Origin of the sequence: Curtobacterium sp. 9128, assembly GCF_900086645.1 — a bacterium.
Classification (GTDB): domain Bacteria; phylum Actinomycetota; class Actinomycetes; order Actinomycetales; family Microbacteriaceae; genus Curtobacterium.
In genome coordinates this window covers 147,596-169,302 of the sequence record NZ_LT576451.1, presented here as the reverse complement: position 1 = coordinate 169,302, position 21,707 = coordinate 147,596, and the positions used below count along the sequence as shown (strand labels likewise).

Sequence of the window (21,707 nt, the reverse complement as noted above, 5' to 3'; positions counted from 1 at the left end):
GCTACAGCGGCTTCGTGCCGAGGTCGTTGCCCAGGTCGGGCAGCTCGGAGTCGCCGTCGTGCTCCCACAGGTCCGGCGAGCCCTCGCGGGGCGCTCCGCCGGTGGGGCCGTCGTCGGTGCCGTCACCCGGCTGCGGTTCGACGGTCTCGCCGGCCACGGCGTCGTTCGTCACCGTCTCGAGGGACTCGTCGGTCTCGTCGACCTCGTACGGGCCGACGTGCTCGCGGTCGACGTCGTCGTCGCGGCGCTCCTCTGCGTCGAAGTCGTCGATCGGGCTGATGCCGGGATCGGTCATGGTGCTGCTCCTTCGTGGTCGGGTCGTGCCGGGGTCAGGCGCTGACGAACTTGGTGTCGTGCTCGCCGAGGCGCAGCTGCTCCGCGAGGCCCTTCTCGTCGGTGGAGCCCCAGCGCTCGACGATCTTGCCGTCGCGGAACTTCGACACCTGGATGCCGCGCACGGTGAAGTCGCGGCCGGTGGGCTCGTGGCCCTGGAACGGGCCGGTGTGGGTCCCGCGGATCGTGAAGACGGCGGTGATGTAGTCGTCGGTCACGACGAGCGGGTCTGGTTCGAGCGAGAGGTCGGGGAACGCCGTCGTGAACTCGGTCCAGAAGTCCACGATGCCCGCGAGCCCAGGTGCCTGGTCCGGCGCCGGGTCGTGGTCGACGACGTCCTCGGCCCAGACCTCGCTGAACCGGTCGAAGGCGCGCGCCTCGAGGATCTCGCCGAGTCGTTCCTGTGCCTGCTGGTTCTGTTCCGCCGTCATGGCGCTCCTTCCGTCGGGCCTCCTGGTGTACGCCGGGCCCCTGGCGGGTCGCCCAGGATCCGGGGCACGCGGACCGGGTGTCCATGTGGCGGCGCTAGGCTCTGTCACGGCCGTTGTCTCGACATCGAGCGACCCTCGATGCTGAGCGCTGCGACCTGCGAAACCGATGCCGATCGCACGACGAGTGCGGGAAGAAGAACAGCGTGGATCTTTTCGAGTATCAGGCCAGGGACCTCTTCGAGTCCTACGGCGTCCCCGTTCTGCAGGGGATCATCGCCGACACCCCAGAGGAGGCGAGGGCAGCGGCCGAGAAGATCGGCGGCGTCGTCGTCGTGAAGGCCCAGGTGAAGGTCGGCGGCCGCGGCAAGGCGGGCGGCGTGAAGGTCGCGAAGACCCCGGACGAGGCGTTCGAGCACGCCCAGGCCATCCTCGGCCTCGACATCAAGGGCCACACCGTCAAGCGCGTCATGATCGCGCAGGGTGCGGACATCGCCGAGGAGTTCTACTTCTCGGTGCTCCTCGACCGCGCCAACCGCTCCTACCTGTCGCTCGTCAGCGTCGAGGGCGGCATGGAGATCGAGCAGCTCGCGGTCGAGAAGCCCGAGGCGCTCGCACGCGTCGAGGTCGACCCGCTGACCGGGATCGACAAGGCGGCTGCGCTCGACATCGCGACGCAGGCGAACTTCCCCGAGGCGCTCCGCGACCAGGTCGCCGACGTGTTCGTGAAGCTCTACGACGTCTACAAGGGCGAGGACGCCACCCTGGTCGAGGTGAACCCCCTCGTCCGCACCGGCGACGGCCAGATCCTGGCGCTCGACGGCAAGGTCTCCCTCGACGAGAACGCGGACTTCCGCCACGACGCCCACAAGGCGCTCGAGGACACCGCGAGCGAGGACCCGCTCGAGGCCAAGGCGAAGGCCCACGGCCTCAACTACGTGAAGCTCGACGGCCAGGTCGGCGTCATCGGCAACGGCGCGGGGCTCGTCATGTCGACGCTCGACGTCGTCGCCTACGCCGGGGAACGTCACGGCGGTGTGAAGCCCGCCAACTTCCTCGACATCGGCGGCGGTGCCTCGGCGGAGGTCATGGCGAACGGCCTCGACGTGATCCTCGGCGACCCGCAGGTGAAGAGCGTCTTCGTGAACGTCTTCGGCGGCATCACCGCCTGCGACGCCGTCGCGAACGGCATCGTCGCCGCGCTCGGCATCCTCGGCGACGCGGCCACCAAGCCGCTCGTCGTGCGCCTCGACGGCAACAACGTGGAAGAGGGTCGCCGGATCCTGGCGGAGGCGGCGCACCCGCTCGTCACCGTCGCCGCGACCATGGACGATGCGGCCGAGCAGGCCGCCGAACTCGCTGCAGCAGCGGCCTGAAGGGACTGACCATGTCGATCTTCCTCAACAAGGACTCCAAGGTCATCGTCCAGGGCATCACCGGCGGCGAGGGCACGAAGCACACCGCCCTCATGCTCAAGGCCGGCACCCAGGTCGTCGGTGGTGTGAACGCGCGCAAGGCCGGCACGACCGTCACCCACGGCGACGTCACCCTGCCGGTGTTCGGCTCGGTGCGCGAGGCCATCGACACCACGGGTGCCGACGTCTCGATCGTCTTCGTCCCGCCGGCGTTCGCGAAGGACGCCGTGCTCGAAGCGATCGACGCGGAGATCCCGCTCGTCGTCGTGATCACCGAGGGCATCCCCGTGCAGGACTCGGCGGAGTTCTGGGCGCACGCCAAGGCGAAGGGCGGGACGACCCGCATCATCGGCCCGAACTGCCCCGGCATCATCACCCCGGGGGAGTCGCTCGTCGGCATCACCCCGGCGACGATCACCGGCAAGGGCCCGATCGGCCTCGTCTCGAAGTCGGGCACCCTGACCTACCAGATGATGTACGAGCTCCGTGACCTCGGCTTCTCGACCGCCATCGGCATCGGCGGCGACCCGGTCATCGGCACCACGCACATCGACGCGCTCGCCGCGTTCGAGGCCGACCCCGAGACCGAGGCGATCGTCATGATCGGCGAGATCGGTGGCGACGCCGAGGAGCGTGCGGCCGACTACATCAAGGCACACGTCACGAAGCCGGTCGTCGGCTACGTCGCGGGCTTCACCGCGCCAGAGGGCAAGACGATGGGTCACGCCGGCGCGATCGTGTCCGGCTCGGCCGGCACGGCCGAGGCGAAGAAGCAGGCGCTCGAGGCAGCCGGTGTCAAGGTCGGCAAGACGCCGTCCGAGACCGCTGCGCTGCTGCGCGAGGTGGTCGCCGCCCGCTAGCGGGTCGCGTCCACGTCAGGACTGCCGGGAGGCTCGGTGCGGGTTCGCACCGGGCCTCCCGTCGTTCCCGCTGACGATCCACAGGGGCCCGCACGCTGCCGACTCTCCACAGGAGCCGCGCGGCTCACCCGCCGGGCACGGATCGCCCCGTATCCTCGCTGCGATGAACCGCCTGGGAACCGCACTGCTTGCCGCCGTCGAGGCGATCGTGACGGTCGGCGTGGGCATCGGGATCGCGCTCGTGCCGCTGACGCTCCTCTGGGGCTTCGAGTACGGCCTGCAGATCGACTGGGACGTGTTCTGGAAGGCAGCGGGCAGCGTCTGGCTGGTCGGGCACGGCGTCGACGTGACGTTCGTGCTCGGGGCCGCCACCGCGAAGGCCTCCGGGGTCAGCGGTGCCGCCGACCCGATCTCGGTGACGCTCGCCGCGCTCGGGTTCGCACTCGTCACGGCATGGCTCGGCGGGCGAGCCGGACGACGGTTCGCCGAGACGGAGCACCGCGTCACGGGCGTGCTCGTCGGCACCGGGGTGGTCGCCGCCCTCGGGCTCGGCCTCGCGCTGTCCTCCACGTCCGCGGCGACGCAGCCGACCGTGTGGCAGGCCGTGGTGTTCCCGGCGCTGTGGTTCGGGATCCCGGCGCTCGTCGCGGCAGAGGTCTGCCGTCGTCGTCGCTCCATGCCGGCCGATCCGGTCACCGCGTGGGTCATCGGGCAGCTCGACCGCGTGCCGGCGGTGTGGCGTTCGGTCGCGGGCTTCGGACTGCGAGCCGGTACCGCTGCGAGCGCGATGGTCGTCGCCGCAGCGGCGGTCGTCGTCGGCTTCCTGCTCTTCGGCTCCTTCGCCGAGGTCATCACCCTGTACGAGCGCTCGCACGCCGGGGTCGTCGGCGGGATCTCGCTGACGATCGGGCAGCTGGCGTTCCTGCCGGACTTCGTCGGCTGGGCGACCTCGTGGCTCGTCGGCCCCGGGTTCGCGATCGGCACCGGCTCGAGCGTCTCGCCGATCGGCACCACCCTCGGGCCGATCCCGAGCATCCCGGTCTTCGGTGCGCTGCCGTCGTCCGGACACACGTTCGGTCTGCTGTGGGTGCTCGTCCCCGTCCTCGCCGGGTTCGCGGTCGGTGGGTTGCTGCGACCGCGCCTGGTCCGCGCACTCGGGTCCGAGGACAGCGCGTTGCACCGCGCTGCCGGCGGCCTCGCGACCGGGATCGTCGCCGGTGTGCTCACCGGTCTCGTCGCCTGGTTGTCGTCCGGGTCGTTCGGGCCGGGGCGTCTGGCCGACGTCGGACCGCACGCGCTGGTCGTCGGCTCGCTCGCCGCGCTCGAGGTCGGCGTGCCGGCGATCGTGGCCCTCGCCGTCGGGCAGGACCTCGTGCGGATGCCCGAGCGCACCTGGACCCGGGAGCGCTGGCACGAGACCGAGGACGACCAGGACGCTGCGTCGGTGCAGGCCGAGGGCTCGCTGCTCGACGCGCTCGATCGTGCGGGTGCCGGGCGGACGACCGACGTGCACCGGTTCGCGGTCGAGGAAGCGCACGACGGTGCGCGCCGCGCGGACGTGCCGTCGCGAGCCGGAGCGCCGGAGCCGGGCGATGCCGTGACCGAGACCATCGAGGACGACGTGCGGGGCCAGGCGGACGCACCACGGGCCTCCCGTCCGGCGTCGGCCCCGGACCGTGACGCGGACGCCGATGTGGAGATCCCCGAGTGGGCGCGCACCGGTGCCGTCGTGTCGCCGACGACCGCACCGGCGTCGTCCGAGCCGCTCCGCCGAGGCGGCAGCATCCGCGACCGTCTGCGCGGCGCTGCCGACGGCGTCCGTGGCCGTGCCGACGACCTGCGTGAGCGGGCCAGCGGGATCCGCGACCGAGCCGGAGACCTGCGCGACCGGGTGACCGGTGCGGATGCCGAGCGGCCGGACAGCGCACCGGACGACCGTCCGGACCGGCACCGTCCCGAGCGGCCGGAGGTCGCGGGCGCTCGCGACGAACAGCCGGCGTTCCCCTGGAGCACCGAGGAGTTCGTGGCAGGGCGCGACGACGTCGACGAGCAGTCGGCAGCACCGGCGCCCACCCAGCAGCCGCGGTGGGACGCCACCGACCAGATCGCCGACGACGAGCTGCCGTGGTGGCGCCGACCCAAGGACGACCGGGCGTAGCAGCGCACCACCGCCGGTAGGCTTGTCCCCGTGCTCGAACTGGTGGTCCTGATCTCCGGTGCCGGATCGAACCTCCGGGCCCTGCTCGAAGCGACCCGCGATGCGGAGTACCCCGCGCGGGTCGTCGCCATCGGGGCCGACCGTGACGCCGAGGGACTCGGTCTCGGCGAGGAGTACTCGATCCCGACCTTCACGGTGCCGTTCTCCCGGTACGAGACCCGTGCCGAGTGGGGCCAGGCGCTCGCCGAGCAGATCCGGCCCTGGTCGCCAGACCTCCTCGTCCTCTCCGGGCTGATGCGCCTGCTGCCGCCGGCCGTCGTGTCCGAGTTCGGTCCCGCGATCATCAACACGCACCCCGCGTACCTGCCGGAGTTCCCCGGTGCCCACGGCGTGCGTGACGCGTTGGCGGCCGGGGTCGGGCAGACCGGCGCGAGCGTCATCAAGGTCGACGACGGCGTCGACAGCGGCCCGATCCTCGCCCAGGAGCGCGTCCCCGTGCTCCCCGGCGACTCCGAGTCGACGCTGCACGATCGCATCAAACCGGTCGAGCGGCGCCTGCTCATCCAGACCATCCTCGACATCGCCAACGGCACCACCGACCTGAAGGGCACAACGAGCGCATGAGCGTGCACGCAGCCGACCCCAGCCTGTACCGCGACCGGGACGTCGTGCCCGTGCGTCGCGCGCTCATCTCGGTGAGCGACAAGTCCGGCCTGCTCGAGCTCGCCGGAGCCCTCGCCGACTCCGGTGTCGAGATCGTGTCGACGGGGTCCACCGCGCAGACGATCCGTGACGCGGGCTACGCCGTGACCGACGTCGCGAGCGTGACGGGCTTCCCCGAGTCGCTCGACGGTCGGGTGAAGACCCTGCACCCGTCGGTGCACGCGGGGCTCCTCGCCGACCTGCGCCTCGAGTCGCACGAGCAGCAGCTCGGTGAGCTCGGCATCGAGCCGTTCCAGCTCGTCGTCGTGAACCTGTACCCGTTCGTCGAGACCGTCGCGTCCGGTGCCGACACCGCGACCGTCGTCGAGAACGTCGACATCGGCGGCCCCGCGATGGTCCGCGCCTCGGCGAAGAACCACCCGAACGTGGCGATCGTCGTGTCGCCGTCCTCCTACGCCGAGGTCGTCGAGGCCGTCCGTGCCGGCGGGACCTCGCTCGAGCTCCGGAAGCGCCTCGCCGCGCAGGCGTTCGCGCACACGGCGGCGTACGACACCGCGGTGGCGTCCTACTTCGCGTCCGACGTGGTCGCAGCCGCCGGTCACGACATCGAGACCCCCGGAGCGTTCGACGAGACGCTGTCGCTCGGCGGTTCGCTGCACGCCACCCTCCGCTACGGCGAGAACGCGCACCAGGCGGCGGCGCTGTACACCTCCGACGGCGGCACGGGCATCGCGCAGGCGACGCAGCTGCACGGCAAGGAGATGTCCTACAACAACTACGTCGACGCCGACGCGGCCGTCCGTGCGGCGTTCGACTTCGACACACCAGCCGTGGCGATCATCAAACACGCCAACCCCTGCGGCATCGCGATCGCACCCGTCGACGCGGCGGACCCCATCGCCGCCGCCCACGCCGCCGCGCACGCCTGCGACCCGCTGTCGGCGTTCGGTGGGGTGATCGCGGCGAACCGTCCTGTCACCGTCGCGATGGCCGAGACCGTCAAGGACATCTTCACCGAGGTCGTCGTCGCACCCGGGTTCGACCCCGAGGCGCTCGAGATCCTGTCGCGGAAGAAGAACATCCGCCTGCTCACGCTGCCCGCGGACTTCGCGCTCGCCCCGCGGGAGGTCAAGCAGATCTCCGGTGGGTTCCTCGTGCAGGATGCCGACCGCTTCACGACGTTCGACCAGTCCACCTGGAACCTCGTCTCGGGCGAGCCCGCGGACGACGCCACCCTGGCGGACCTGGCGTTCGCGTGGAAGGCCTCGCGCGCGGTGAAGTCGAACGCGATCCTGCTCGCGAACGCCGGCGCGTCCGTCGGTGTCGGCATGGGGCAGGTCAACCGGGTCGACTCGTGCCACCTCGCCGTGAACCGTGCCGGGGACCGCGCTGCCGGGTCGGTCGCCGCGTCCGACGCCTTCTTCCCGTTCGCCGACGGGCTCCAGGTGCTGCTCGACGCCGGTGTCCGTGCGGTGGCGCAGCCCGGGGGTAGCGTCCGCGACGAGGCGGTCATCGCCGCGGCGAAGGCAGCCGGCGTGACGATGTACTTCACGGGCGAGCGTCACTTCTTCCACTGAGGCCGACTGGTCACGACACCCCGCGTGTGTGTCGTCGAGTGGTCGTGGATCGTCGCGCGCGCGGCGTGTTAGCGACGGATCTTGACCACTCCGCAGAGCTGAGCGGGGTGTTGTGACCGGTCAGGCCTTCGGGGCAGCGCGGAACCTCGGCGGGGCCGTACCGGCAGGGCGGGCAGGGCGGGGTTTCGTCCACGGATTTGGCAAAAGCGCACGAAGCCTATTGCGCGCTGAGAGTCGCTGCGAATAGTCTGTAAGGCTCCGCGACAGGCACGCCGACGACTCCCAGGAGCCGGCGGCACCGCGGACACAACGGTGACGAAGACGACGACTGGAGTGACGATGAACACGACGACCGGAACAGTGGCGACGGCTGCCCGGGCAGGTCTCGTGTCCCTCGTGGGGACCACTCCCGCTCCGCGACCCCGACGGGCCGCGGCCGCCGCCTAGCCAGGCCGTTCCCACGGCCTCGCGGCGCCGCACCTGCACACGACAGCAGCTCGGCGACCGCGAACCACCCCGCTGAGAACCCGGGGGACGAGTGTCCCTCGGCGCCTACCGGCCCGACCGACGTCACGGAAGCGACGGCGGTGGCGCGCGACCACGCGCCCGGCTGATGATGACCACGCAACGCACACCGAGCCTCCAGGCCGGATCCGAGCAACCGACGGACCGACCTGCCTGTCTCGGCAGACGCATGAGGACGCAACGCATGTCCAAGTCGCCCACCACGGCGCGCCCGTCCACCTTCCGTGCCATCGCGCGGATCTACCCCTACGTGAAGCCCTACCAGGGCCGCCTCATCGCCGGCATGGCCGCGGCGATGGGTGCCTCCCTGGTGGCGCTCGCAATCCCCTACGTCCTGCAGTGGCTCGTCGACGGGCCGCTGTCCTCCAAGGACTCCGCCCAGATCTGGCCGGCCGGCCTCGGTGTGCTCGCCCTCGGCGTGCTCGAGGCGTTCTTCATCGCCTCGCGCCGCCGGATGGTGATGCGCCCGTCGACCCGCATCGAGACCAGCATGCGGAACGCGCTGTACGCCAAGCTGCAGGACCTGCCCGTGGCGTTCCACGACCGCTGGGAGTCCGGGCAGCTGCTGTCCCGGTCCGTGTCCGACCTGTCACTGATCCGACGGTGGCTGGCGTTCGGCGTCGTGCTGCTCGTGGTGAACATCGTCACGATCGTCGTCGGCTTCGTCGTGCTGTTCACCTTCGGGTGGCTGCTCGGGCTGATCTTCCTCATCGCCTCGATCCCGCTCTGGATCAACGGGCTGTTGTTCGAGCGCCGGTACTCCGTCGTCGCGCGCCGCAGCCAGGACCAGGTCGGCGACCTCGCGACCAGTGTCGAGCAGTCGGTGCACGGCATCCGCGTGCTCAAGGCGTTCGGTCGCGGCGGCTACAAGCTCGAGGAGTTCAGCGAGCAGGCCGAGGCGCTCCGCGGCACGGAGATCAAGAAGGCGAAGGCCATCGCGAGCATCTGGCTGTGGCTGCTGCTCGTGCCGGACGTCGCGTTCGCGCTGTGCCTCCTCGCCGGCATCTACCTGGCGAGCCAGGGGCAGCTCAGCGTCGGGCAGCTGTTCGCGTTCTTCGCGACGGCGACGGTGCTGCGGTTCCCGATCGAGTCGATCGGCTTCCTGCTCTCGATGACGTTCGACACCCGCACGGCGGTCGACCGCTTCTTCGAGGTCATGGACTCCGAGAACACGATCACGGACCCGCAGGAACCGAAGACGATCGCCGAGCCGCACGGGGCGCTGTCGTTCAACGCGGTGCACTTCCGGTACCAGGACTCGCCGCCGCAGTACGCGGACCTGATCAACGGCGTCGAGCTGCAGCTGCAGCCCGGCGAGACGATGGCGCTCGTCGGGTTGACCGGGTGCGGCAAGACGACGCTCCTGTCGCTCGTGCCGCGGCTCTACGACGTGACGGGTGGGTCGGTGACGATCGACGGCGTCGACATCCGCGACCTGACCCGCGAGGAACTCCGTCGCCACGTCGGTGTCGCGTTCGAGGACGCCACCCTGTTCTCGACGACGGTGCGGCAGAACGTGCTGCTCGGTCGCCCCGACGTCGAGGGTGAGGAAGCAGAGGCCCTGATGCGCGAGGCGCTCGACATCGCGCAGGCGTCCTTCGTGGACGACCTGCCCGACGGCGTCGACACCCGCGTCGGGGAAGAGGGGCTCTCGCTGTCCGGAGGGCAGCGGCAGCGTCTGGCACTGGCCCGCGCGATCGCCGCGCGACCGTCGGTGCTGGTCCTCGACGACCCTTTGTCGGCGCTCGACGTCGACACCGAGGCCAGGGTCGAGGCAGGACTCCGCCGGGTCCTCGCCGAGACCACGTCGCTCATCGTCGCGCACCGTCCGTCCACCGTGACGCTCGCCGACCGCGTGGCGCTCATGGAGAACGGCGTCATCACCGCCGTCGGCACCCACTCGGAGCTGATGGCCACCAACGAGCACTACCGCTACGTCATCTCGTCGCTCGACGACGACGACGCGAACACCCGAGAGGAGGCGATGGCATGAGCCAGCACGACAACCGTCCCGTCGGCACGACCGACCGGCTTGGAGGCTCGGCACCGGTCACCGACGACGCTGCGGACACGCAGACTGCCGCGCCGATCACCGCATCCATCACCACCCTGGGCGTGCGCGGCGAGGAGCGCGAGGACTTCACCAAGGCGGAGAGCAAGCGCCTGCGGCGCCGCTCCCTCGCCCTGCTCGGGTCGCTCGCGGCTCCGCTGAAGCTCCGGCTCGTCCTGCTCGGCATCGTCGTGGTGGTGTCGACGGGCGGGCAGGTCGCCGGCCCGGCACTCATCGCGTGGGGCATCGACAACGCTCTGCCGGCGGTGCTCGACCAGAACGACTGGGTGCCGGCGTTCGGCGTCGTCGCGACCTACATCGTTGTGGCGGTCGCCGGTGCGGTGCTCACCGCGTGGTACACCGTGCTCGCGGCGCGCATCAGCCAGGCGATCCTGTTCGACCTCCGCAAGCGGGTGTTCCTGCACACGCAGCGGCTGTCGCTCGAGTTCCACGAGACGTACACGTCCGGCCGGATCATCTCCCGCCAGACGAGCGACCTGGACTCCATCCGCGAGCTGCTCGACTCCGGGCTGAACCAGCTCATCCAGGGCGTGCTGTACATGGGGTTCACCGCGGTGGCCCTCGTCTCGCTCGACCCGACGTCCGGGCTGGTGCTCGCGGTGTCGCTCGTCCCGCTCTGGTTCCTGATCCGCTGGTTCCAGACGAACTCGCAGACGCTGTTCCGGGCGACCCGTGTCACGTCGGCACGGGTGATCGTGCACTTCGTCGAGACGATGACCGGCATCAGGGCGGTGCAGGCGTTCCGCAAGGAGTCGCGCAACCGGGACGAGTACGGCGGCTACGTCGAGGACTACCGGGTGGCGAACACGAAGGTGTTCAACCTGTTCGGGACGTTCGACCCGGTGCTCGTGCTCATCGGCAACGCGACGCTCGCCGCCGTGGTCATCGTCGGTGGCTTCCGGGTCGTCGGCGGGACGCTCGAGGTCGGTGCGCTGCTCGCGGTGGCGCTGTACGCCAAGCGCTTCTTCGACCCGGCGCAGGAACTCGCGATGTTCTACAACGGGTACCAGTCGGCATCGGCGGCGATGGAGAAGATCTCCGGCGTCCTCGAGGAACGGCCGAGCGTGCCGGAGCCCGTGAAGCCGACGAAGCTCGCCGACGCCCACGGCAAGATGGACTTCGACGACGTCGTGTTCGCCTACAACAAGGGCAAGGTCGTGCTCCCGGAGTTCGACCTGCACATCCCGGCAGGGCAGACCATCGCGCTCGTCGGGTCCACCGGTGCGGGGAAGTCGACGCTCGCGAAGCTGATGGCGCGCTTCTACGACCCGTCGCAGGGGTCCGTGAAGCTCGACGGCGTCGACCTCCGCGACCTCGACTCGCGGGACATGCGCCGTGCGATCGTCATGGTGACGCAAGAGGCGTACCTGTTCTCCGGGACCGTGGCGGACAACATCGCGCTCGGCAAGCCGGGGGCGGAGCGCCACGAGATCGAGGCCGCGGCGAAGGCCGTCGGCGCGCACGAGTTCATCATGGCGCTCCCAGACGGGTACGACACCGACGTGAACAAGCGCGGCGGTCGTGTCTCGGCGGGCCAGCGGCAGCTGCTCTCGTTCGCCCGGGCGTTCATCGCGGACCCGAAGGTGCTCATCCTCGACGAGGCCACGGCGTCGCTCGACATCCCGTCCGAGCGACTCGTGCAGGAGGGCCTCGAGACGCTGCTCGCCGACCGGACCGCGGTGATCATCGCGCACCGGTTGTCGACCGTGGCGATCGCCCACCGGGTGCTCGTGATGGAGTACGGCAAGATCGTCGAGGACGGCACGCCGGACGACCTGATCGCGGGCACCGGGCGCTTCGCCCAGCTGCACGCGGCCTGGCGCGACTCGCTGGTGTAGCGCGCTGCCGGGCTGGAGGACGTGGTTGGCTTGGGGGATGACCAACGACAGTCCGCAGCCCGGCGGCGTGGCCCTGCGCGACCCCTTCTACGGAGCGCCCTTCGCCGAGGCCGTCCGGCGCTTCTGGCGGAAGTACACCGTGTTCACCGGGCGGGCGTCACGCGCGGAGTTCTGGTGGTGGTGGATCACCTCGTTGGCCATCGGCCTCGTGCTGCAGCTCGTGCCGCAGATCTTCACGCCGGACACCGCGATGCTCGAGAACCCGGTCGGTTCGTACCTGTTCGTGCTCTGGGCGCTCGCGACGCTCGTCGGTTCGCTCGCGCTGGGCGCCCGCCGGCTCCACGACGCGAACCGTTCCGGCTTCTGGCAGTTCCTGCACGTGCTCCCCGGCATCGGGTCGCTCGTCCTCTTCGTGATGTTCCTGCTGCCGTCGAACCCGAAGGGCACCCGCTTCGACCTCTAGAACGGGTCGCGGGGGAAGTTCGGGTCGCGCTCGTCGTGACCGGTGTGGTCCGGACCACCCGCGTCGGGTGACCAGCGCGCCCGACGCATGTCGAGCCTCCAGGTCGTGTCGCGCCACGTGAGCGGCGTGCCCTCGACCCGGTACTGCTCGAGCGCGCGCGCCTCGTGGTGGACGGGCGGGAGCCCGCCGGACCGCACCACGCGCCACCACGGCAGGTCTGCGCCCTCGTGCGCCATCACCTTGCCGACGGCGCGGGACGCCTTCGAACCGAGGGCTGCGGCGACGTCGCCGTAGGTCATCACGCGACCCGGTGGGATCGTGCGCACCACCTCGGCCACGGCGATGCCGAAGTCGTCGATCGGTGCTGCCGGTTCCAGCGGTGCTGCCGGTTCCACTACAGCGAGAGCACCGCGAAGTGGTCGCCGTACTGGGTCTCGCGGACGACGTCGAAGCCGACCGCGCGGAAGAAGTCCTCGGGGCTGCCCTCGCCGGGCTCGTACACGACGGTGAGGCGTTCGAAGCCGCGGCTGCGGGCCTCGTCCGCGAGACCGTGCACCGCGAAACGCCCGATGCCCCTGCCCTGTGCGGTGGCGGACACGTTGACACGCCAGATGCACGCCTGCAGTTCCTCCTGCGGGTTCTCGGCGTCGAAGCTGCCGATGATCAGTCCGACGACCTCGTCGCCGTCGAGCACGACACGGGGCCACGACGCGCTCGGCTTGACGTCGGACTCGGCGACGCCGTAGGTCGTGGGCTGCACGAACTGCTCCTGCCCCGGCTTGAGCGTCAGGGAGTTGGCCGCGGCGGCGGTCGCTGCGGAGAGTTCTTCGAGGCGGAGGTCCGTCATGCGGTCAGGCTAACGGTGGTACCCGTGCGGGGGCCAGTGGGTCGCCCGTCCCGGGTGAGGCGGAGAGGGTCGGCGACACGGTGGGTCGCACGGCGGAGTCGGCACGATATGGTCCAGACATGGCGGAACACCGGCGCGGCGCGAACCTGCCGTCGATCGGCGGGTTCAACCGCACCGTCGTGCTCGACGCGGTCCGACGGTCGCCCGACGGGCTGAGCCGCGTGGAGCTCGCCGGTCGCACCGGGCTCAGCGCGCAGACGGTGTCGAACGTCACCCGGTTCCTCATCGACGCGGGGATGATCGTCGAGTCGGGCACGATCGTGTCCGGGCGCGGCAAGCCCCGGACCATCCTCCGGCTCGAAGCGGGCAGCCGGTTCGCGGTCGGTGTGCACGTCGACCCGGCCGTCGTCACCTACGTGCTGCTCGACCTCGCCGGCACCGTCGTCGGGTCGACCACCACCTCCACCCCGACCGCCGACGACCCCGAGCAGGTGGTGCGGACGATGGCCTCGGCGGTCGACCGCCTCATCGCGGACGCCGAGGTGGATCGCGACTCCGTGCTCGGTGTCGGCATCGCCAGTCCTGGTCCGATCGACATCGACGCCGGCATCGTCGTCGACCCGCCGTTCCTGCCCCGGTGGCGGGACGTGCCCCTGCGGGACGCCCTCGCCGAGGCCACCGGACACCCCGTGCTCCTCGAGAAGGACGTCACCGCGGCCGCGGTCGGCGAGATGTTCCTGGCAGGGGAGTCGTCGGCCAGGAACTTCGCGTTCGTGTACTTCGGGACCGGGTTCGGCGTCGGGCTCGTCATCGACCACGAACCCGTGCGCGGGACCGGCGCGAACGCGGGAGACGCCGGACACCTGATGGTCGAGCTCGGTGTCCTCAGCGGGACGCCGGACAGCGCTGCCGACCGGGGTGAGGTGGGATCCGCCGTCGCGCCAGAGCGTCTCGTCGGCATCGCCGCATCGCGGGGGCTCGACCTCGGGGTCGTCGCACCGTCGGACGTCGAGGCGGTCGACCGAGCGTGGGACGCGCTGGCGGCGGCCATCGACGACGGGGACGAGACGGCGCTCGAGCTCGCTGCCGACGCCGGCACCGTCATGGGGCGCGCTGCCGTGCTCATCGTGAACCTGCTCGACATCGACCGCGTCGTGTTCGGCGGCCCGTTCTGGTCCCGCATCTCGGCTGCTGCGCTGCCCGCTGCCCGTGCGGCGATCACGGGGTCGCCGCTCCTCGTCCCGAAGCACCCGGTCACCGTCGTGGAGAGCGACCGTGGGGCGGACGTCGCCGCGGTGGGTGCCGCTTGCCTGGTACTCGACGCCGCGTTGTCGCCGCGGGCGAGCGCGTTGCTCATCCGGCGCTGACGGGGGCCTGGTCCTTCCGGCGCTGTCGGGCGGGCGCCCGGTACGTCTGTTGCCGAGGCGTTCGTGGCGACACCTGTCGTTCACCGCCGCGACACCGGCCGGACGCCCGGGTGCTGAACAGTCGTGCAGGTCCCCGCCGTCCCGCTCGAAGGATCCTGCATGCCCACCCCTGTCCTCCGCCTCGGCGCAGCAGCCGCGACCTGTGCCGTGCTCGTCGCCGGCGTCCTCGCCAGCGCACCGGCGGTCGCCGCGACGCCGACTGCCACCGCCGCGACGCCGACCGCCGCCGCACCCGACGGCCTCGTCATCAACGAGGTCGAGTCCAACGGCGACGACGTCGACTGGGTGGAGCTGAAGAACACCTCGTCCGCAGCGATCGACATCAGTGGGTACTCGATGCTCGACGACAGCGACGCGCACACCCCCTACGTGCTCCCCGCGGGATCGGTCGTCGCACCCGGCGGGTACTTCGTGCTGAACGGGAAGTCGACCACCGCGGACGGCTTCGACTTCGGGCTCGGGAACCCGGACGAGGTCCGGATCTTCGACACCACGGGCGCGCTCGTCCTCGACTTCGCGTACCAGCAGCACGCGAAGGTCACGTACGGCCGCTGCCCGGACGGCACCGGCGCCCTCGTCGACACCACGAAGTCGACCAAGGGTGCGGCGAACGACTGCTCGTCGCCCGTGCGCATCAACGAGGTCGAGTCGCAGGACGGTGTCCCGGGTGACTGGGTGGAGCTGACGAACACGGGCACGACCTCGGTTGACCTCAGCGGGTACGTCTTCAAGGACGACGACGACACCCACGGCTACCCGATCCCGGTCGGCATGACCATCGCCGCCGGCGGGTTCACCGTCCTCGACGAGGCCGACTTCGGCTTCGGGCTCGGCAAGGCCGACTCCGCGCGGCTGTTCAGCCCGACCGGTGAGCTCGTCGACTCGTACTCGTGGACCGCGCACGCCGCCACGACCTTCGGCCGGAACCCGGACGGCACGGGCGACTTCGCCGTGACCGCTTCGCCGACGAAGGGCGCCGCGAACGAGTTCGCCGGCGTCATCACGGCGAAGGCCTGGCCCGGGAGCCCGGACGAGACGGTACTCGACGACGAGGACACCTTCTCCGGCGACCTGAGCGGCCTCGACTGGCAGCCCTCTGCGACCGCGAAGGACGGCGGGGTGCTCTGGGGTGTCCAGAACGGCGACGGCCTGCTCTACCGCATGGTCTCCGACGGCGCGGGGGGCTGGGCACCGTCGAACGCGGCGGGCACCACGCTGCACTACGCCGACGGCTCCGGGACGCCAGACGCCGAGGGGGTCACGGTGACGTCTGACGACCCCGGCGCCGTCTACGTCTCGACGGAGCGCAACAACGACGTGTCCTCGACGAGTCGTCCGGCGGTCCTGCGCTTCGCCACGTCCGACGGCTCCGAGCGGGCGCTCAACGCCACGGACGAGTGGAACCTCGCGGCCGACTTCCCCGGCCTCGGTGCGAACTCCGGCCTCGAGGGCGTCACCTGGATCCCCGACGCCTGGCTCACCGCGCACGGCTTCAGGGACGAGCACACCGGAGCGGCGTACTCGCCGTCGACCTACGCCGGGCACGGTGCCGGGCTCTTCTTCGTCGGCGTCGAGGGGACCGCGAGCACCTACGCCTACGCCCTGATGGACGACGGCTCGTTCCAGCGGGTCGCCACGATCGCCTCGCCGTTCGCGGTCGTCGCCGACGTGCAGTTCGACCCGACGCTCGACGCGCTCTGGGTGGTCTGTGACGACGCCTGCGCCGGCCGGACCGCGCTCTACACCCTCCAGGACGGCGTCTTCACGCTCGACACCGTGTACGAGGCGCCGGCGAACGCCGACCGCGCGCTCGCCAACGAGGGCTTCGCGATCACGGACGGCAGCACTGACGGGGTCCGTCGGACGTTCTACGCGGACGACAACGACACCGACGGCTTCTCGCTGCGGACGGGCACCTACCCGGGCACCGACGACGGTGGCACGCCGCCGACCGACCCCGGCACGGACCCGACCGGCCCGGGCACGACGCCTGGTGGTGGTGGCACCGGTGGTGGCTCGACCCCCGCTCCGACTCCTGGTGCTGGTTCGGCGCCGGTTGCTCCGTCGGAGTCGTCCCTGACGGATGCGAACCGTGGCACGGTCACGGCGCCGTCGTCGGCGCGTCCGGGTGAGACGATCACGATCGGTGTGGGGGCGCAGTACGCGGGGCAGCGGGTGCACGTGTGGATGTTCTCCACGCCGACGTTGCTCGGCACGGTGACGGTCGCGGCTGACGGGAGCGTGCGGGTGACGATCCCGGCGGATGCTCCGGCGGGGCCGCACCGGATCGTGGTGACGGCTGCTGACGGGACGCTGATCGGGTGGACGACGATCACAATCGATCCGGTCACGGGTGCGCTGGCGTTCACGGGTGCCGACCTCACGGGTGGGATCGCCGCAGCGCTGCTGCTGCTCGCCGCTGGTGCCGGCGTGCTGGTCGTGCGCCGTCGCCGCGCCAGCGTCGCGTAGCCAGACAGCGGACTGGAGGCACGGTGCCAGCTGGCACCGTGCCTCCAGTCCTGCGGACGCGCGTTTCGACCCATGGCACTCGCGCTGGCAAGTCGAAACGCGCGTAGGAGGTCGGAAGTTCGAGCCACCTACGCGCGTTTCCGCCTCGCACGCGCAATTCGGCCAGCCAGCCCGAGCGTCCGGTCCGTGGCACGCTGGGAGCATGCAGCCAGACGTCCTCCGCTACACCGCGTTCGCTTCCGAACCAGGGGGCGGCAACCCCGCCGGACTGGTCCTCGACGCCAGCGCGTTGTCCGCCGAGGAGATGCTCGCGATCGCTGCCGAGGTCGGGTACCCCGAGACCGCGTTCGTCACGGGCGAGACCGCACACAGCCTCCGCGTGCGGTACTTCTCGCCTGGCGCCGAGGTCCCGTTCTGCGGCCACGCGACCGTCGCGCTCGCGGTCGCCCTCGCGGAACGGCACGGTACCGGCCCGCGGACGTTCACCACCATCGCCGGCGACATCGCACTCGACGCGACGCGGGACGAGCACGGAGCGGTCCAGGTCGCGATGACGAGCGTCGAACCGGCCACCCGGGACTTCGATCCCGCTGCGCTCCTCGAGCTGCTCGGCCTGACCGCGGACGACATCGCCGACGGGTACCCGCTGCTCGAGTCCTACGCCGGCAACTGGCACCCCGTCGTGGTGCTCGACGACGCGGAGCGCTTCCACCAGTTCCGCTTCGACCCGGCGGCGCTCGCCGACCTCAAGCGCGAGCGCGGCTGGGCGGGCACGGTCACCGTGCTGCACCCGACTGGCCCGGGGGAGTACGAGGCGCGGAACCTCTTCCCGGTCGGCCGCATCACCGAGGACCCCGCAACAGGATCCGCCGCGGCGTCGACGGGCGCCTACCTCCGCGCGATCGGCAAGGCCGGCGCTGGGGACCACGTCGTGATCCGGCAGGGCCGCCACGTCGGTCGCCCGAGCATCCTGCACGTGGACGTCCCCGCGTCCGGCGGCATCACCGTCCGGGGCGGCGCGACCCCGATCTGACGCACGAACTCGCCCACAACGCCTGCGATACGAAGCCAGGTCGCGCATAGGAGGTCCGAAAAACCGACCTCCTACGCGCGTTTCGACCTCCTACGCGCGATTCGACCCTCCGGCCCCCCGCGATTCGGCCCTCCGGCCCCGCGCGAGACAGCGCACCCTCGGTCACGAACCGTGCGTCAATCTCCGGGGACCCCTTGACAAGCAATAAGTCCATACGCTGGAGTAACCCCTGTACGCGAGCGATGGGGCCCGCGCACACATCACCTGTGCAAAGGAGCACCGATGAAACGCACCCGAATCATCGCCGGACTCGCAGCCGTGGCAGTCGCCGCGCTCGGCCTGGCGGGCTGCTCGAGCTCGGGGTCCGCCTCGAGTGACACGATCAAGATCGCGTACCAGAAGTTCGGTTCCTTCCAACAGCTCGACGCCCAGATGAAGGTCGTCAAGAAGACCTACGAGAAGGAGCACCCTGGCGTCAAGGTCACCCTCGTGCCGATCCAGGCGCAGGAGAACGACTACTACACGAAGCTCGCGCTGATGAACAAGGCCCCGGCCACCGCTCCCGACGTCATGTACGAAGACACCTTCCTCGTGAAGGCCGACGCCGAGGCCGGCTACCTCCTGCCACTCGACAAGTACACGGCGAAGTGGAAGGAGTGGGACCAGTTCTACGACAACGCCAAGCAGGCGGGTCAGGGCGACGACGGCAAGATCTACGGCGTCCCGATGGGTACCGACACCCGTGCGCTCTGGTACAACAAGGACATCTTCAAGGAGGTCGGCCTCCCCGTCCCGTGGCAGCCCAAGACCTGGGACGACGTGCTCGCGGCGGCGAAGACCATCAAGGAGAAGAAGCCCGACGTCATCCCGTTCAACGTCTACTCCGGCAAGCCGCAGGGTGAGGCGTCGACGATGCAGGGCTTCGAGATGCTCCTGTACGGTGCCGACGGCAAGGGCAACACGCTCTACAAGAACGGCAAGTGGGTCACCGGCTCGAAGCAGTTCGAGGACTCCCTGCAGTTCATCAAGGACGTCTACCAGGGCGGCCTCGGCCCGACACCGCAGCAGGCGCTCGACACCAACGTCGGCACCACGATCGCGCAGACCTGGCTCCCCAAGGGCCAGCTCGCGATCGACCTCGACGGGTCGTGGCAGTCCGGCACGTGGCTGAAGTCCGGCACCGCTCCGTGGGCCGACTGGTCGACGGTGATGGGCCAGGCGCCGATGCCGACGCAGAACGGGCAGGCTCCCGGCTACAACAGCATGTCCGGTGGCTGGACGCTCGCGGTGGGCAAGAACTCGAAGAACCCGCAGGCCGCGTTCGACTTCATCTCGACGTTCCTCAACAAGGACGGCTCGATGAAGTACGACATCGAGAACTCGCAGATCGCTGTTCGCAAGGACGTCTCCGAGGACCCGAAGTACGACGCATCCAACCCGACGTTCAAGTTCTTCTCCGGGCTCGTGGAACACACGAACTTCCGCCCGGCGACGAGTGACTACTCGCAGATCTCGAACGCCATCCAGGTCGCCATGGAATCGGTGATGACCGGCCAGCAGACGCCGAAACAGGCGGCTGCGACGTACGACCAGTCCCTGATCGGCGTGGTCGGCAAGGACAAGACGGTCGACGTCGGCTGACGTGACCACATGACGGACTGGAGGCACGGCTCGCCACGTGCCCCGAGCCTCCAGTCCGTCTCTCCCCTTTTGAGCTCCGTCAGCACCCCATGAAGGCGGCACCCGCATGACCAGCACCCCGATCGCGCCGACGCTGTCGGCGCCCGGTTCGCCGAAGCGCACCGACCCACCCGTGCCGCGCAAGCGGCGCCCACTGCGGAACGTGGGACGAGCGGTCCCGCTCCTCCCCGCGGTGGTCCTCCTCGTCATCTTCCTGCTCGGCCCCGTGATCTCGTCGTTCTACGGGTCGTTCACGAACTCCGCACTGACCGGCGCCGGCGCCGCGAACCAGCAGTTCATCGGCTTCAAGAACTACATCGACCTGTTCCAGGACAAGGACTTCCCGAAGTCGGTCGTCCTGACGCTGGTCTTCCTCATCGCCTCGGCCGTCGTCGGCCAGAACGTCGTCGGCCTCGGGCTCGCGCTCCTCATGCGGAACGCCAACAAGGTCATCCGCGGGCTCGTCGGCACCTTCGTCGTCGCCGCCTGGGTCCTGCCGGAGATCGTCGCCGCGTTCGCCGCGTACGCGTTCTTCAACGACAAGGGCACGCTCAACTCGTTCCTCGGGCTGATCGGGATCACCGGGCCGAACTGGCTGTACGCGCTCCCGATGCTCAGCATCATCCTGGCGAACATCTGGCGCGGCACCGCGTTCTCGATGCTCGTGTACTCCGCCGCCGTCCAGGAGGTCCCCGAGGAGATCACCGAGTCGGCCGAGGTCGACGGCGCCACCGGCTGGCAGCGCCTCGTCTACATCACGCTCCCGGTCATCCGGCGGTCCATCTCCACCAACCTCATGCTGACGACGCTGCAGACGCTGTCGGTGTTCACCCTCATCTACGTGATGACCGCCGGCGGTCCGGGAACGGACTCGTCGACCCTGCCGATCCTGGCGTACCAGGAGGCGTTCAAGTTCTCGCAGCTCGGCTTCGGGACCGCGATCGCGACCATCCTGCTCGTGGTGGGGGCGCTCTTCTCGATCGTCTACATCCGGGCGCTGAAGCCGGAGGTGGACTGATGGCGATCACCGCTGCTCGTCCCGACACGACCACCCGATCCGTGACCGCTCCCGGTGCGCTGCACATGACCTCGCCCCGCGGGCGGACCATGCGCTGGGTGTCGAACATCGTGCTGCTCATCGTGGCGATCTGCTTCGCGGTGCCGCTGCTGTGGCTCGTGCTCGCATCGGTCGACGCGAACGCCTCACTGTCGGTGAAGGTGCCGTCGCAGCTCACGCTCGACAACTTCACGAAGGTGCTCACACCGGAGCTGTCGTTCATCCCGCTCGCGAACAGCCTGCTGCTCTCCGGCGGGTGCGCGCTCATCACGGTGGTCGTCGCGCTGCTGGCGGCGTACCCGCTGTCCCGGTACAAGATGCGGGTGAACAAGCCGTTCCTCTACGGGATCCTGTTCGGCACCTGCCTGCCGATCACGGCGATGATGGTGCCCGTCTACAGCCTGTTCGTGTCGCTCAACCTGATCGACAACGTGTGGGGCTGCATCTTCTTCCTCGCCGCGTCCAGCCTGCCGATGGCGATCTGGATGGCGAAGAACTTCATGGACTCCGTGCCGATCTCGCTCGAGGAGGCGGCGTGGACCGACGGCGCCTCGATGATGACGACGCTGACGCGCATCGTCGTGCCGCTCATGCGCCCCGGGATCGCCGTGGTGTTCATCTTCGTGTTCATCCAGGCGTGGGGGAACTTCTTCGTCCCCTTCGTCCTGCTCCTGTCGCCCGACAAGGTGCCCGCCGCGGTGAGCATCTTCAACTTCTTCGGGCAGTACGGCGCCGTGGCGTACGGGCAGCTCGCGGCGTTCTCGATCCTCTACTCCGTGCCCGTGATCGCGCTCTACGTGGTCGTCTCTCGAGGCCTCGGCGGCGGCAACGCCCTCGCCGGCGGCATCAAGGGCTGATCGAAC

The 21,707-nt window shown here is 70.1% G+C and carries 18 protein-coding genes; 14 read left to right on the top strand and 4 right to left on the bottom strand.

All coding sequences use genetic code 11. From position 1 onward, the window contains the following. Position 1 precedes the first annotated feature (1 nt). Both QK288_RS00830 and QK288_RS00825 read right to left on the bottom strand, forming a co-directional pair. Positions 2 to 295, bottom strand: a complete 294-nt coding sequence (locus QK288_RS00830; protein ID WP_281265941.1) for a hypothetical protein — start codon at positions 293 to 295, stop codon at positions 2 to 4. 34 nt (positions 296 to 329) lie between these two features. Next, positions 330 to 764, bottom strand: coding sequence for an ester cyclase (locus QK288_RS00825; RefSeq protein ID WP_281265940.1), 435 nt, complete (start codon positions 762 to 764; stop codon positions 330 to 332). Positions 765 to 967: 203 nt separating this feature from the next. Between QK288_RS00825 and sucC the strand changes: the two genes are divergently transcribed. The 8 genes from sucC to QK288_RS00785 all read left to right on the top strand — a co-directional run bounded on the left by sucC (position 968) and on the right by QK288_RS00785 (position 12,331). Further along, positions 968 to 2,137, top strand: coding sequence for an ADP-forming succinate--CoA ligase subunit beta (sucC, locus tag QK288_RS00820; RefSeq protein WP_281265939.1), 1,170 nt, complete (start codon positions 968 to 970; stop codon positions 2,135 to 2,137). 11 nt (positions 2,138 to 2,148) lie between these two features. After that, positions 2,149 to 3,036: a succinate--CoA ligase subunit alpha gene (gene sucD, locus QK288_RS00815; RefSeq protein ID WP_281265938.1), complete on the top strand. Its 888-nt coding sequence runs from the start codon at positions 2,149 to 2,151 to the stop codon at positions 3,034 to 3,036. A gap of 163 nt (positions 3,037 to 3,199) precedes the next feature. Further along, the gene (locus QK288_RS00810) at positions 3,200 to 5,194 is read left to right on the top strand and encodes a DUF6350 family protein (protein ID WP_281265937.1); all 1,995 of its coding nucleotides are present in this window, start codon (positions 3,200 to 3,202) and stop codon (positions 5,192 to 5,194) included. Positions 5,195 to 5,224: 30 nt separating this feature from the next. After that, on the top strand, positions 5,225 to 5,818 hold the full coding sequence (purN, locus tag QK288_RS00805; RefSeq protein ID WP_281265936.1) for a phosphoribosylglycinamide formyltransferase: 594 nt from the start codon (positions 5,225 to 5,227) through the stop codon (positions 5,816 to 5,818). Beyond that, positions 5,815 to 7,434 carry a bifunctional phosphoribosylaminoimidazolecarboxamide formyltransferase/IMP cyclohydrolase gene (purH, locus tag QK288_RS00800; RefSeq protein ID WP_281265935.1) on the top strand — a complete coding sequence of 540 codons (1,620 nt, stop codon included), beginning with the start codon at positions 5,815 to 5,817 and terminating at the stop codon, positions 7,432 to 7,434. Before purN ends, purH begins: the two co-directional genes overlap by 4 nt. A gap of 709 nt (positions 7,435 to 8,143) precedes the next feature. Next, positions 8,144 to 9,952: an ABC transporter ATP-binding protein gene (locus tag QK288_RS00795; protein ID WP_281265934.1), complete on the top strand. Its 1,809-nt coding sequence runs from the start codon at positions 8,144 to 8,146 to the stop codon at positions 9,950 to 9,952. After that, on the top strand, positions 9,949 to 11,868 hold the full coding sequence (locus tag QK288_RS00790; RefSeq protein ID WP_281265933.1) for an ABC transporter ATP-binding protein: 1,920 nt from the start codon (positions 9,949 to 9,951) through the stop codon (positions 11,866 to 11,868). The genes QK288_RS00795 and QK288_RS00790 overlap by 4 nt, the downstream gene beginning before the upstream one ends. Positions 11,869 to 11,905: 37 nt before the next feature. Beyond that, positions 11,906 to 12,331, top strand: a complete 426-nt coding sequence (locus tag QK288_RS00785; protein ID WP_281265932.1) for a DUF805 domain-containing protein — start codon at positions 11,906 to 11,908, stop codon at positions 12,329 to 12,331. Here the strand turns inward: QK288_RS00785 and QK288_RS00780 are convergent. Beyond that, positions 12,328 to 12,726, bottom strand: a complete 399-nt coding sequence (locus QK288_RS00780; RefSeq protein WP_281265931.1) for an MGMT family protein — start codon at positions 12,724 to 12,726, stop codon at positions 12,328 to 12,330. The genes QK288_RS00785 and QK288_RS00780 overlap by 4 nt on opposite strands. After that, positions 12,726 to 13,178, bottom strand: a complete 453-nt coding sequence (locus QK288_RS00775) for a GNAT family N-acetyltransferase (protein ID WP_281265930.1) — start codon at positions 13,176 to 13,178, stop codon at positions 12,726 to 12,728. The genes QK288_RS00780 and QK288_RS00775 overlap by 1 nt, the downstream gene beginning before the upstream one ends. Positions 13,179 to 13,297: 119 nt before the next feature. On the opposite strand from QK288_RS00775, the gene QK288_RS00770 reads away from it, so the two are divergent. The 6 genes from QK288_RS00770 (at position 13,298) to QK288_RS00745 (ending at position 21,701) form a co-directional block, all read left to right on the top strand. Further along, entirely contained in the window at positions 13,298 to 14,545 is a 1,248-nt protein-coding gene (locus tag QK288_RS00770) for an ROK family transcriptional regulator (protein WP_281265929.1), read from the top strand. 159 nt (positions 14,546 to 14,704) lie between these two features. Beyond that, positions 14,705 to 17,074 carry a lamin tail domain-containing protein gene (locus QK288_RS00765; protein ID WP_281265928.1) on the top strand — a complete coding sequence of 790 codons (2,370 nt, stop codon included), beginning with the start codon at positions 14,705 to 14,707 and terminating at the stop codon, positions 17,072 to 17,074. A 202-nt stretch (positions 17,075 to 17,276) separates the two neighbouring features. After that, complete coding sequence (locus QK288_RS00760) at positions 17,277 to 18,107, top strand: PhzF family phenazine biosynthesis protein (protein ID WP_281265927.1); 831 nt, start codon at positions 17,277 to 17,279, stop codon at positions 18,105 to 18,107. Between the two features lie 282 nt (positions 18,108 to 18,389). After that, a complete protein-coding gene (locus QK288_RS00755; protein WP_281265926.1) occupies positions 18,390 to 19,748 on the top strand; it encodes an extracellular solute-binding protein in 1,359 nt (452 codons plus the stop codon). Between the two features lie 106 nt (positions 19,749 to 19,854). Next, entirely contained in the window at positions 19,855 to 20,805 is a 951-nt protein-coding gene (locus QK288_RS00750) for a sugar ABC transporter permease (RefSeq protein WP_281265925.1), read from the top strand. Between the two features lie 65 nt (positions 20,806 to 20,870). Continuing rightward, a complete protein-coding gene (locus QK288_RS00745; protein ID WP_281267636.1) occupies positions 20,871 to 21,701 on the top strand; it encodes a carbohydrate ABC transporter permease in 831 nt (276 codons plus the stop codon). Positions 21,702 to 21,707 lie beyond the last annotated feature (6 nt).

Bases quoted from the DNA above. Each gene is read 5' to 3' on its own strand.
- QK288_RS00775 (WP_281265930.1), bottom strand. From the start codon at position 13,178: ATGACGGACCTCCGCCTCGAAGAACTCTCCGCAGCGACCGCCGCCGCG.
- QK288_RS00795 (WP_281265934.1), top strand. From the start codon at position 8,144: ATGTCCAAGTCGCCCACCACGGCGCGCCCGTCCACCTTCCGTGCCATC.
- QK288_RS00745 (WP_281267636.1), top strand. From the start codon at position 20,871: ATGACCTCGCCCCGCGGGCGGACCATGCGCTGGGTGTCGAACATCGTG.
- QK288_RS00755 (WP_281265926.1), top strand. From the start codon at position 18,390: ATGAAACGCACCCGAATCATCGCCGGACTCGCAGCCGTGGCAGTCGCC.
- QK288_RS00770 (WP_281265929.1), top strand. From the start codon at position 13,298: ATGGCGGAACACCGGCGCGGCGCGAACCTGCCGTCGATCGGCGGGTTC.
- sucD (WP_281265938.1), top strand. From the start codon at position 2,149: ATGTCGATCTTCCTCAACAAGGACTCCAAGGTCATCGTCCAGGGCATC.
- QK288_RS00830 (WP_281265941.1), bottom strand. From the start codon at position 295: ATGACCGATCCCGGCATCAGCCCGATCGACGACTTCGACGCAGAGGAG.
- QK288_RS00765 (WP_281265928.1), top strand. From the start codon at position 14,705: ATGCCCACCCCTGTCCTCCGCCTCGGCGCAGCAGCCGCGACCTGTGCC.
- QK288_RS00785 (WP_281265932.1), top strand. From the start codon at position 11,906: ATGACCAACGACAGTCCGCAGCCCGGCGGCGTGGCCCTGCGCGACCCC.
- purH (WP_281265935.1), top strand. From the start codon at position 5,815: ATGAGCGTGCACGCAGCCGACCCCAGCCTGTACCGCGACCGGGACGTC.
- QK288_RS00810 (WP_281265937.1), top strand. From the start codon at position 3,200: ATGAACCGCCTGGGAACCGCACTGCTTGCCGCCGTCGAGGCGATCGTG.
- QK288_RS00790 (WP_281265933.1), top strand. From the start codon at position 9,949: ATGAGCCAGCACGACAACCGTCCCGTCGGCACGACCGACCGGCTTGGA.
- QK288_RS00760 (WP_281265927.1), top strand. From the start codon at position 17,277: ATGCAGCCAGACGTCCTCCGCTACACCGCGTTCGCTTCCGAACCAGGG.
- QK288_RS00750 (WP_281265925.1), top strand. From the start codon at position 19,855: ATGACCAGCACCCCGATCGCGCCGACGCTGTCGGCGCCCGGTTCGCCG.
- QK288_RS00825 (WP_281265940.1), bottom strand. From the start codon at position 764: ATGACGGCGGAACAGAACCAGCAGGCACAGGAACGACTCGGCGAGATC.